Annotated in this window: 11 protein-coding genes; all 11 read left to right on the plus strand. The window is 34.4% G+C overall.

Features of this window, described 5'->3' with window-relative positions:
* Genes ND855_RS06220 through ND855_RS06270 form a run of 11 tightly spaced genes read left to right on the plus strand, consistent with a single transcriptional unit; the run spans window position 1 to window position 12,709 of the window.
* On the plus strand, window positions 1–1,374 hold the full coding sequence (locus tag ND855_RS06220; protein ID WP_265357640.1) for a DUF4910 domain-containing protein: 1,374 nt from the start codon (window positions 1–3) through the stop codon (window positions 1,372–1,374).
* Complete coding sequence (locus tag ND855_RS06225; protein WP_265357641.1) at window positions 1,371–2,504, plus strand: sulfotransferase; 1,134 nt, start codon at window positions 1,371–1,373, stop codon at window positions 2,502–2,504. The genes ND855_RS06220 and ND855_RS06225 overlap by 4 nt, the downstream gene beginning before the upstream one ends.
* Window positions 2,501–3,628 (plus strand): N-acetyl sugar amidotransferase, encoded by a 1,128-nt coding sequence (locus ND855_RS06230; RefSeq protein ID WP_265357642.1) that lies wholly within the window; start codon window positions 2,501–2,503, stop codon window positions 3,626–3,628. The genes ND855_RS06225 and ND855_RS06230 overlap by 4 nt, the downstream gene beginning before the upstream one ends.
* A 17-nt stretch (window positions 3,629–3,645) precedes the next feature.
* On the plus strand, window positions 3,646–4,242 hold the full coding sequence (gene hisH / locus ND855_RS06235) for an imidazole glycerol phosphate synthase subunit HisH (protein WP_265359352.1): 597 nt from the start codon (window positions 3,646–3,648) through the stop codon (window positions 4,240–4,242).
* A complete protein-coding gene (locus ND855_RS06240) occupies window positions 4,232–4,999 on the plus strand; it encodes a HisA/HisF-related TIM barrel protein (RefSeq protein ID WP_265357643.1) in 768 nt (255 codons plus the stop codon). Before hisH ends, ND855_RS06240 begins: the two co-directional genes overlap by 11 nt.
* A 47-nt stretch (window positions 5,000–5,046) precedes the next feature.
* The gene (locus ND855_RS06245; RefSeq protein ID WP_265357644.1) at window positions 5,047–6,297 is read left to right on the plus strand and encodes an N-acetyl sugar amidotransferase; all 1,251 of its coding nucleotides are present in this window, start codon (window positions 5,047–5,049) and stop codon (window positions 6,295–6,297) included.
* On the plus strand, window positions 6,294–7,550 hold the full coding sequence (locus ND855_RS06250) for a glycosyltransferase family protein (RefSeq protein WP_265357645.1): 1,257 nt from the start codon (window positions 6,294–6,296) through the stop codon (window positions 7,548–7,550). Before ND855_RS06245 ends, ND855_RS06250 begins: the two co-directional genes overlap by 4 nt.
* A 1-nt stretch (window position 7,551) precedes the next feature.
* Window positions 7,552–9,813 (plus strand): N-acetylneuraminate synthase family protein, encoded by a 2,262-nt coding sequence (locus tag ND855_RS06255; RefSeq protein WP_265357646.1) that lies wholly within the window; start codon window positions 7,552–7,554, stop codon window positions 9,811–9,813.
* Window positions 9,814–9,826: 13 nt separating this feature from the next.
* A complete protein-coding gene (locus tag ND855_RS06260; RefSeq protein ID WP_265357647.1) occupies window positions 9,827–11,011 on the plus strand; it encodes a DegT/DnrJ/EryC1/StrS aminotransferase family protein in 1,185 nt (394 codons plus the stop codon).
* Between the two features lies 1 nt (window position 11,012).
* Window positions 11,013–11,639: an acylneuraminate cytidylyltransferase family protein gene (locus ND855_RS06265; protein ID WP_265357648.1), complete on the plus strand. Its 627-nt coding sequence runs from the start codon at window positions 11,013–11,015 to the stop codon at window positions 11,637–11,639.
* Entirely contained in the window at window positions 11,639–12,709 is a 1,071-nt protein-coding gene (locus ND855_RS06270) for an iron-containing alcohol dehydrogenase family protein (RefSeq protein WP_265357649.1), read from the plus strand. Before ND855_RS06265 ends, ND855_RS06270 begins: the two co-directional genes overlap by 1 nt.
* Window positions 12,710–12,774: the final 65 nt, after the last annotated feature.

Consider the following 12,774-nt stretch of genomic DNA (forward strand, 5'->3'; position numbering starts at 1 on the left):
ATGTTATCAACTTATCATGATCTAATCAAAAAAATTGCTAACTATGACAGATGTCATGCAGGACCTGAAATGGAAGCTGCATATGACGAAGTTATTAAATTTTATCCTGGTGCAAGGAAAATCCAATACCCGTGTGGAGAGAAAATTTTCCATTGGGAATTACCACCTTATTGGAGTTGTGAAGTAGCTGAATTAATTGACCCTAAAGGCAAAGTGATAGCTTCTAAAAAACATTCAAACTTATCTGTATTCAGTTATTCACCATCATTTTCAGGGAAAATTGACTTAGAGGATTTACGCCCTCATCTCTTTACCAATCCAAAAAAACCGAAAGTAATCCCATTCCATTTTAGAAATCAATACAGACATAGAAACCCAGAATGGGGGTTCTGTCTTCCTCATGATATTTATGAGAATTTGATTCCAGGTGAATACACGGTTAACATTCAGTCTAACTTTGATTATAATGGGAAGATGACACAAGTTGACTTTCTAAAAGAAGGCAAAAGTAAAAAGGAAATTATATTTGTTGGTCATTTTGACCACCCAGACCAAATTAACGATGGTTTATCAGGCTGTATCGCTTCTTTCGAAGTGATCAATCGATTAAAAAATCGTGAGACAAAGTATAGTTACAGAGCGTTTGCAAGTGTTGAAATTGTGGGTTCTGTTGCTTATTTGAACAATGAACCAGGATTTGCTGAGAATATCAAGGCAGGAACCTTCCTTGCGTTATGTGGCATTAACGAACAACTAATTTACCAATCTAGTTTTTACCATCAAAATATTCTGGATAGAGCTTATGCCAATGTAATTAACACACGAGGTAATAAAGATGTAATTTTTTCACATCGTGAAAAAATTGGAAATGATGAGAATGTTTTTGATTCAGTCGGTTACGAGATTCCGATGGGAACTTTTTTGCGATGGCCATTTGAGAATTACCACACAAGTGATGATAATTTTGAAAATTATTCCAAGGAAGCTATAGAAGAATTAATAGAACGTACCTTGCAGGTAGTTGATATCCTTGAAAATGATTGTATCCCTGTTGCTAACTTCAAAGGAATTCCATCACTCGCAAGTCCTGAAATTGATCTTTATTTATCTCCTACCAATATTTCTCAAACTAGAAACACAACTGCAATTGAAAAGTTTGGAGATAAACTATCGAAAGAAGATTGTGACTATATTCAAGGTGAAACTGATTTGTTGTATCACTTTATGAGAATTACACTTAGGATGATGGATGGTAAACACTCAATATTAGATATCTGTGAAGAAACGAAAATGCCATTTGGTTTTGCATTTTGGTATATAAAACAATTGGAATCAAAGGGTTTAGTTTCTTTAAAGGAAGTAGAACATTTATGATATTTGTAACTGGAATGTTTCGTTCGGGAACTACATTTGTCGCTCGTTTGTTAAATCAATCAGATGAGATTTCATTTGCATCAGATCCTTTTTTTGCCGTTTTGAAAGACTTTCGTAATACTCTTTCGAATGAGTCTGCTCACAAAGTGGATCCACATGCCCCTCTTGAAGATTATTATTTTGACGAGAGTAAGTTTAACTTTTTTAAAACAATACAGAATACTAGTTTGAGTGATGTAAAAATTCCAAACTTAAAATATTTGAAAGAGTTTACGGAAGCTTCCTCTTTCCCATATTCTGAATTGTTATCTAAACAAATTCATAGAATAAATGCAAATAACTATGGGGACTTTTTAAAACAAGGGGAACAGATTCTACGCGAGGTATATGGCAATAAAAGATTGTCTGGATTTAAAGAGGTATGGGCAAATGAATTTGCACCGCATATCATCAATGTATTTCCGAATACTTCAAAGGTTATTCATATCATCCGTGATCCAAGGGCTATTTTGGTATCAAATTTTTATTCAGAGGGCCGATACCCAATTCTCTTTTTGGCACGTCAATGGAGAAAACTTGTTACACTCGCATACAGCTATACTAAATCAAATCCAAACAATATGATCATTAAGTATGAAGATTTGATTTTAAATCCGAAAGATACCATTCAAGGGATTTGTAATTTTGTTGGAATAAAATTCGATGAAAAGTTACTTAGTACGGAAGAGATCACTGATGGTGGTAATAAAAAATGGACTCAAAATTCAACATTCCAGGAAAATGCGTCTTCAGGATTTAATCAATCTTCTGTGAATCGATGGAAGGATAAAATCAAACATTCAGATCGAATGGCAATTGAATTTCTATGTTATCCAGAAATGAAATTACTTGGTTATTCTGATTTTGTAGATGAATCTTTTAAGGATATTTCATCTACCAATTTAATAGATGAGAAAGACAAATTGGCTAAATGGATTATGCCTTATTCTGAGTTAAATATACCACAAGAATTCGAAAAAGAAAAGAACAGGTTTGGATTGTTATCAAAGAATGTTACTGAGAAAGAAAAGGAATTAAATTTTCTAGTCCCTTCTGTATATGAGGAATTTAAATCAATTTTATCTAGATGAAATATTGTATCACTTGTTTACAGCCAAACACGAGGGTAAATGAACAATTTTCAGAAGATGGAAAATGTTCCTCATGTATTAACTTTGATTTGACGAGGAATGTTAATTACCTTGAGAGATTTGATTTATTAAAAGAGATCATAAGTAAATATCCACGAAAAAAAGGAACTCATTTTGACTGTATCATCGGAGTCAGTGGTGGAAAGGACAGTACAAGACAAGCCATTTGGGTACGCGATAAATTAAAATTAAATCCATTACTCGTGTGTTTGAGTTATCCGCCAGAACAAGTGAGTGAACTCGGAGTTAAAAATATTTCGAATTTAATTCAGTTGGGTTTTGATGTATTATTTTCTGGTCCTGCTCCTGGAACTTGGAAAAAATTAATGAAACATGCATTCCTTACCTTTAGCAATTGGGCAAAATCAACAGAGATGGCTTTGTATAGTTCGGTACCTAAAACTGCAATCGCTTATAAAATACCATTAATCTTTATTGGAGAGAACCAAAGTTTGCGAGATCGGAAAACCATTGATCCAGAAAAACCTTGGGAGTATAATAATTTAATTTCGATGAATACTCTTGGTGGTGGTGATTTAACTTGGATGAGAGATGCTGGTTTTTCTGATGTAGAACTCATTTCATATGGTTTTCCTGATAAATCGGAAGTGAATGCTGCCGGTTTAAATGTAATAGATTTAGGTTGGTTCATTGATAACTGGGATAACTTGGGAAATGCGATGTTCTCAACTGCATATGGAATTCACATTCGTGAAGATAAAGCAGAAAATACAGGGGATCCACTTGGTGTCAGCGCACTTGATGAAGATTGGGTAACATTAAACCAAATGATTAAGTTTTTGAAATTTGGATTTGGAAAAGTTACGGACTATATGAATGAAGATATTCGGGTAGGAAGGATCTCAAGAGAGAAGGCAATTGAAATTGTCGAAAAATATGATGGTGCCTGTTCTGATCATTACATTGAAAGTTTTTGTCAGTATATAGAAATTTCGGTGACTCAATTTTGGGAAGTGGTTCATAAATCTGTTAACAAATCATTATTTGAAATCACTCCTGATAAAAAAATTGTAAAAAAATTCAAAGTAGGGTTTGGACTCTGAAGCGAATTAAAATTGCGATTCTAGATTACGAAGTTGGCAATCATGCATCAGTAAAAGCATGTTTGGATAAATTAGGTTTTATTGTTCAAATTACTTCAGACGTATCTGAAATTAAGGTTTGTGATTTACTGATTATGCCTGGAGTAGGCGCATTCCCAGTCGCAATACAATCACTTGTCAAAAAAAAATTAAACCATTTTTTGAAAGAATGGGTTTTAGATGGAAGACCTTTGTTTGGAATTTGTTTAGGTATGCAATTGTTTGCAAATTCTTCCACAGAAATTGAATTCCATGAAGGACTTGGGTTTATCCAAGGGAATGTCACTCAATTGTCTCAGCAGAATGATTTTCATATCGGATGGAATCAGCTTAGCATTCGCGAGGCGAATTCTTTTTTATCTGAATTTGATGGATTGGATTTTTATTTTAATCATTCCTTCGCTTATGAAAGTGATGGAGATCTTTCTCCGGCAACTACGAAGTACGTACGTGAGTTTCCTTCAATCGTGAAACATGGGCAGGTGATTGGAGTACAATTTCATCCGGAAAAAAGCCAGAATGTGGGAAAAGAATTTTTTTCCAAAATTGTAAAGGAACTAGTCAATGGCTTTTAAGAAAAGACTGGTAGCTTCCATTTTAGTAAAAGATGGAATTGCAGTTCAATCATTTGGTTATAAAGATTATTTACCCATCGGCAATCCAGTGATCCTTGCAGAAAACTTGGATCGTTGGGGAGTTGATGAAATTGTAATCCTTTCTATCGATAGTACAAAGAAAGGAATTGATCCTAACCTTCTTTTGTTAAGTGAAATTTCAAAACGAGTAAATACTCCGATTGCTTATGGTGGCGGAATTAAGAATTTAAAAAATGTTTTAGATGTGATTCATTCCGGGGCGGATCGGATCATCATTGATCAAATGTACTTTCAGAATCCTTCCCAAATTAAAATGGTATCGGAATCCATTGGATCTCAGGCGGTTATACTTTCCTTGCCATGTTCTGTTTACGATGGGAAAATCTCTCATTATAATTATATTTCAAAAAAATCGGAAGTTGTGGATTTTCATTCTCTTCCTTTTATGAAAGAGTTTATAGCTTCCGAATTTCTTCTCATCGATCATATCCACGAAGGGAAACCGAATTCCTTTTCGGAAGAAATGTTGAAATTTTTTCCAAATGATATTTCCATTATTTGTTTTGGCGGAATTTCAAATTCAAAACAAGTGGAAAGATTGTTCCAAAACCAAAATGTCGTCGGGGTATGTATAGGTAATTTTTTGAATTACAAAGAACATTATTTTCAAAACATAAAATTGGAACTGTCTAGTAATTTATTAAGAAATCCTATTTTTGAGTCTTATCAGTTTTAAATTGGCTTTTGTACAATGCTCTTAAAACCAATCCTATTATTTGAAACATGAAATTTAATTTTTCTGAATTTAAAATCTGTAAAAGATGCCTTTATACGACCTACCATCCGCTTGGTTTGGTTATCGATGAAAATGGAATTTGCTCTGGTTGTAAAATCCATGAAGAAAAAGACCAAATTGATTGGGAATTAAAGAAACAAAAATTAGAAACTTTAGTGCAAGACTATCGCAGTAAATCGGGAAAAAACTATGACTGCATTGTTCCTGTCACAGGCGCACATGATTCTCACTATATTTTACATTTAGTAAAAAACGTATTAAAACTAAATCCTTTATGTGTATCTTATAATAAGTATTATAATACGGAAATTGGGATTCGTAATTTAGCAAATCTAAGAATCAAATTTAATGTAGATATCTTCATTCAGAATGTAAATCCTAATTCAGTTAAGAAGATTACTCGGCACACTCTTGCTCAATATGGTTCCATGTATTGGCACTGTTTGGCTGGCCAGACAGTTTTTCCTGTGCAGACATCGGTGAAATATAAAATTCCTCTTATTATTTGGGGGGCACACCAAGGTATGGAACAAGTTGGTATGTTTTCCCATGACCATGAAGTGGAGATGACACGAAGGTACAGGAAAGATCATGATTTGTTTGGTGTAGAAGCGGAAGACCTTTGTGATCATTCTGGAAGTTTGGCGGAAGAGGATGTCTGGCAATATTTATATCCGACTGACTTTGATTTGCATGTGACAGGAACAAGGGGAATTTATTTGGGAAATTTTTTCCGTTGGGACCCGTTGGCTCAACATGAAGAGATGATCAAATTATACAATTATAAATCAGCTAACTTAAGTCGAACACCCGATAAGTATGATTATATAGATTGTTTTAATTATTCAAATTTACACGACTGGATCAAGTTAAAAAAAACTGGGTATTCGAAAGTTACAGATCATGTAACTAGGGAAATACGGCACAAACGTATTACGAGAGAACAGGCAATTTCTGTTGTTAAACAATTTGAATTCAAAGAACCGATGTACCAAAAAGAATTTTTGGACTGGTTAAATTTGGATCTACGTTCCTTCCAGTTTATGATTGAACAACACCAACATTCATATTTTTGGAAAGAAACAGAATATAGAAATTATGAATTTATGGGCCCTTCTAAATTCTTTGAAGTTAATAATGAAATGACAAATGAAGGCGATTGGCCAGCGACATCAAATGTTTACAAAAAGGAAAACAATCAGTACGTTACGATTGGAAAAGGTTATCCTGATTTATGAAACCAATTGCATTAATTCATATTGATGCCCTAAGGCGTGAGTATTCTTCTGTATGGCTTCTTTCAAAGTATTTGGAAAAAAATGGTTTTAAAGTCATTCTGACTTCGAGATCAAGTACCAATTATATTTTAAAACTTTTTACTCCTGACCTACTCATCCTTTCTCATCCCTTTACCTTACCGAATGAATCGTTAGAAAAACTTCGCAGAAAAGGAACCAAAATTGTCATCACAGAAGTAGAAGGTATCGTGAGAGTCGATCATGATATTTCGGCAACTTATCCAGAATATGTTCAATTTAAAAATTTTGATATCGTTTATGTTTGGAACCAGTGGAGTAAGGATTGGTTAAAAAAGAATCGATCCATTGGTTCCTGTCAGATTGAAGTATTGGGATGTATAAGGAATGATTTAATCAAATATATTGATTCATCTCGTAAGGAAAATCGAATTGGAATCATCGGTCGATATGAACTTATCAATTCATTCGATGGTCGTCATAATTTTGAAAATCTCCGGTATATGGAACAACGTCATATTGAACGTTGGCATGTTGATTTGGATTCCTTTTTGATTGTGAGGGATTTAACAAAATATCTATTAACCAATGGTTATAAGGTATCATTTCGACCTCATCCAAATGAAAACGTAAAATCATATCAAATCCTAAAGGATTTTTTTGGCGATGGATTTGAAATCAATGAAGGGTTTGACTACTATGAATGGTTGGGAACCTTAGATAAGGTAGTTGGTACTGTGTCCTCAGCTTTTTTAGAACCTTATTTAGCGGGGATACCCACGATTTGTATTGATTCTTTGTTTGATTATAAAGGGCCACCAAATTTAGAAGAATGGCGTAAATTAACGAGGGAAGGAAGTTACCTTCCAAAAAATACGAAGGAACTTTATTCTTTATGCCTAGACAGGGATTTAAGACCAAAATCATCTAAAAAATTGAACCAGTATCTTTTGGATTTATATTCGATTGATGATGCAAAGAAATCAAATGCAACAGAATACGTTGTCAATCATATGCTAACGAATCTAGAAGGTGTAAACAAGAGTAGTGTATTTAAAATTTTCTATGTTAATACCATCAAAGTGATTTTGGAAATTCTTGTTTTGATACGATGTTTGCTCCAAAATTCTGGGGCTTGGTCTATGCAGAATCTTAGGCAGTATGATTATAATTCTTTGATTCATGGGCCTAGTAGGTTTATGAAATTCTATTACAGAAAAATATTTGGCAAATGAAATGATCATAGATAAAAAGATTTCAAAATATATAGTTTTTTGTGAAGATTCGATTCGGAATTCATTAAAAAAAATCGAATCAAATAAAGCGAAAACTATATTCGCGGTAACTGAAGATAATCGTATTTTAGGTGTATTAACCGATGGTGATTTTCGAAGATGGATTCTGGATGATTCAATTCAAGATCATGATTTGAGTTTGCCCGTGGAATCAATCATCAATCGCAATTTTAAATACCTTCATGTGAATGAAAGTCCAGATCGAATCCGTCAATCATTAAGCCAAACAATTTCAATCCTTCCACTGATCGATGATCATTTTAAATTACAATCAGTTGCAAGAATTGGTTCAGAAGAAATAACAATTGGTAATTTTGTTTTAGATGAATCTAGTCCATCTTTCATCATTGCAGAAATTGGGAATAACCATAACGGTGATTTGGAACTTGCGAAAAAACTCGTTGATTTGGCTAAAAAATCGGGAGCTGATTGTGCAAAATTCCAAATGAGGGATTTGTTATCACTTTATAATAACCAAGGAAATGTGAATGATGCTTCTGAAGACTTGGGTTCCCAATACACACTTGATTTATTAAATAAATTCCAATTATCGAACGAGGATCTTTTTAAACTATTCGATTATTGTAAAGAATTGGAAATCCTTCCACTTTGTACTCCTTGGGACGAAAAAAGTTTTATGGCCTTGGAAGAATATGGAATGGAGGCTTATAAGATAGCATCTGCAGATTTTACGAATCACGAATTTATTAAATTAGTCGCAACTTCTGGTAAACCTTTAATTTGTTCGACTGGAATGACAAATGAATCGGAAATCTTGAATACAGTAAAAGTTTTACAAGAAGTAGGAGCTCAGTACATTTTACTCCATTGTAATTCAACTTATCCTGCACCATTTAAAGATATCAACCTATCCTACTTAAAAAGACTAAAAGACATTGGAAATTGCCTTGTAGGTTATTCTGGACATGAAAGGGGTTATCATATACCTCTAGCTTCCATTGCTTTAGGAGCAAAGGTAATCGAAAAACATTTCACTGTTGATAAAACAATGGAAGGGAATGATCATAAGGTTAGTTTACTTCCAGATGAATTCAAAGAGATGGTCATTGGAATTCGCCAAGTGGAAGATTCCCTTGGAGAGGCTCGAAATCGAATCATCACTCAAGGTGAATTGATGAACCGAGAAACTCTAGGCAAAAGTTTGGTTTGTAACCAAGATATCGTAATGGGGGAAGTCATTCTTTCTAATATGATTACCACTAGGAGTCCTGGGAAAGGACTTGCTCCTTATTTCAAAAAGGAACTCATCGGTAAGGTAGCAAAACGCAATTTTTCAAAGGGGGATTTTTTCTTTCCGTCTGACTTAAGCGAAACTGCTATCGAAATCAAAAATAACTATTCCTTCACTCGCCCTTGGGGTTTGCCAGTCAGGTTTCACGATTTTAATGTTATGGTGAATTTATCCAGCATGAAACTCGTTGAATTCCATTTGAGTTATAAGGATTTAGATTTAAACATCAGTGATTTTTTGAGCGGAACTTATGATGTAGATTTTGTTGTTCACACTCCTGAGTTATTTGAAGGTGATCATTTGTTAGATCTCTGTTCGAATGATGAAAGTTATCGCCAACAGTCGATAAAACACATGCAGCGAGTGATTGATGTAACCAAATCATTAAAAGTGTTTTTCCCAAAGATGAAATCAAATCCTCTCATTGTTACAAATGTTGGTGGTTTTTCAAATGATTATTTTTTGCCAAACTCCGATAAAGCAAAGTTATATGAGAATTATTTTCAATCTTTAAAAGAACTAAACTTGGATGGTGTAGAAATTATACCACAAACGATGCCACCATTTCCTTGGCACTTTGGGGGGCAAAGGTATCATAACCTTTTCATGTCGTTTGAGGACATCCAATATTATTGTGATAAGTATAAAATTCGAGTTTGTTTGGATATCTCACATTCAAAATTAGCATGTAACCAATTTCATTGGTCTTTTACTGATTTTATTGAAAAGATTTCTCCTTACATTGCTCACATGCATGTTGTGGATGCTTCAGGTGTGGATGGAGAAGGTTTGCAAATTGGCGAAGGAGAAATTGATTTTTTTCAATTGGCTCGATTGCTCCGAGAATCTTCACCAAAAGCATCTTTTATTCCTGAAATATGGCAAGGGCACAAAAACCAAGGTGAAGGTTTTTGGGTCGCGTTAAGTAGATTAGAAAAATTTAATTTTTAATATAAGGGTGAATATGGATTTCAAAGTTAAATGGTCTGGTAAATCAATTGATTATACGGAAGAGGAAATTAATGCAGTTGTGAATGTGATGAGAACGGCAGATCCTCAAACACAAGGTAAGTATTTGAATGAATTTGAAAGTGCATTCTCAAAATACATTGGCGGACAACCATGTTTTGGTGTGACAAATGCTACACATGCATTAGAACTAATTGCTGATTTAACGGGTGTAAAAAAGGGAGATGAAGTAATCATTCCTTCCCACACTTATTGTGCTTCTGCAATTCCTTTTGGAAGGACTGGGGCAAAATTAGTTTGGGCTGATGTCGATACAGATACTTTTTTAGTTTCCTTAGATAGTATTAAATCTTTGGTAAATGAAAGAACAAAAGTGATCGTAGTGGTTCACCTTTATGGAATGATCATTCCTAATATCGAAGAAATAGTCAATTTTGCGAAATCAAAGAATATTCTCGTTGTGGAAGATTGTGCGCAGTCTTTAGGAGCAAAGTTGAATTCTAAAGTGTGTGGTACCTTTGGTGATTATGGTGCTTATAGTTTCCATGGTCAAAAGAATATTACGACACTCGGGGAAGGTGGAATCATCACTTTAAAAGATGAATCACAGGCCAAAAAAATTCCTGGAATACGCCATAATGGTCATGCACCTTTTTTAAATAAAATTGAATATTGGATTCCCGCTATGTCAAATGTTGATTTGGACATTGAAGGGATTTGGCCTCATAATTTTAGTTTAACGGAAGCACAAGCGGCACTCGGAACGGTTTTACTTGGCCGACTCGATGCACTTACGAACAATCGAAGAGAAAGAGCAAAAAAATTCAGAGAAGCGTTTGTCAATTTTCCTGAATTAAAATTTCAAAAGATAACAAATGAAAATTCCCATAGCCATCACTTACTTGTAGCGAAGTTCCAAGGAAAAGAATCGGGAAAGTCAAGAGATGCATTTTTGTCTTTACTAAGTAAAAAATATAAAGTACAGGCGATCGTACAATATTATCCACTCAACCGATACGATTTGTTTAAAAAGATGGGTTTTGGAGAAGCAAACTGTCCGAATGCCGATTCTTTCTTTGATAATATGGTTTCCTTTCCTTTCCATATCACAATGTCTGATTCGGATTTTGATTATATGATTGATTCGATTCAAAAAGCATTAATCGAATTAAGAGGATAAATTGAACCTAGCAATTATACCAGCAAGAGGTGGTAGTAAGGGTCTTCCTGGAAAAAACATTCGTTTGTTAAATGGAAAACCATTAATCGTTTGGTCCATTGAAGCTGCTAAAAAATCGAAACTTTTGGATCGAGTATTGGTATCTACTGACAGCGAAGAGATAGCAAAAGTCGCAGAAACAAATGGTTGTGAAGTCCTGATGCGTAGTCCAGAACTAGCATCTGATGAAGCGACAACTATTTCCGTGATTGAAGACATCTCGAAAAAAATACCGGAAGCGAAAAATTTTATCGTCTTACAACCAACATCTCCCTTTCGGAATAAAAACCTAATCGATGATTGTATTGCCGCTTATTTATCTGGTGATTATACAAATTTAGCGACTGGTTTTTGGTGTAAGTATAAAGAATTTGGTTCACATAACAATTTGAGACGGCAAGATTATAAAGGATTTTTCTACGATGATGGCAGTGTTTACATTTTGTCTAAAGCAATCGTATCGCAAGGAAAATGGTTTGGAGAAAAAATTTATCGTTTTGAGAATTCAAAAGAACTAAATTTTGAGATAGATGATGAAATAGATTTTAAAATCTTAGAAATGTTAATGAAAGAGTATAGCGAGGCATAATGTCAAATTTTAGAATATTTAAACAAGTTCCACGTTTGTTATTTGGTGAAAATAGCATTAATCGTTTAGCAGAATTAGTTCCTGCTAAAAAAGATCCAAAGGATTATTACGTCTTTATTATCGATGATGTACATAAAGATTCAAATATTGTATCGCGATTGAATCTTACAAATGCAGATTTCGTTGAATATTTTCCAGCAAGTAAAAAAGAACCAGCTACTTACCAAGTAGATGAAATCAAAGAACGAATCCTGAAAGAAAAGGGGAATCAAAAACCAGTCTCTATCATTGGAATTGGTGGTGGTAGTTCAATGGATGTTGCTAAAGCAATTTCTGTTGTATTATGCAACGAAGGTTCTTCTAGTTTGTACCAAGGTTGGGATTTAGTACCGAATCCTGGAATCCATAAAATCGGGATTCCAACAGTTGCAGGTTCCGGTGCGGAAGCAAGTCGAACTGCCGTACTCATGGGGAAAGATCGTAAGTTTGGGATTAACAGTGATTTTAGTATGTTTGATGCGATTATTTTGGATAGTACTCTTATCAAAAATGTGCCAACTAACCAAAGATTCCATTCTGGGATGGATTGTTATATCCATTGTGTAGAAAGTTTACAAGGAACGATGATCAATGAACTAGCAAGAGGCTATGCGAGTAAAGCTTTGGATTTATGCGAACTAGTGTTTCTTGCTGATGGTGATGACGATATGTTGATGACCGCTTCCTATTTGGGTGGGGTATCGATCGTCAATTCTGAAGTAGGAGTGTGCCACGCTCTTTCGTACGGTTTGAGTTTAGAGCTTGGGTATCGACATGGATATGCCAATTGTATTGCCTTTGATGTTTTAGAAGAATACTACGGACCTTACGTAGAAAAATTCAGACAGATGTTAAAAAAACATAATATTGTATTGCCAAAAGGAGTTACAAAATCATTGGATTCGGCTGCTTTAAATCGTATGGTAGAGATGACCTTGAGAATGGAACGACCCCTTACGAATGCGTTAGGTGAAAACTGGAAACAGATTTTGACTCCAGATAAAATTTTACAACTCTACGCTAGAATGTAATTTAGATGAACTTCTGCAAAGGTTAAATGTGGTTGAATCGATCTTTATAAGATCAATGTCGATTG

The sequence above is a fragment of the Leptospira paudalimensis genome, from assembly GCF_026151345.1.
Taxonomy (GTDB): Bacteria; Spirochaetota; Leptospiria; order Leptospirales; family Leptospiraceae; genus Leptospira_A; species Leptospira_A paudalimensis.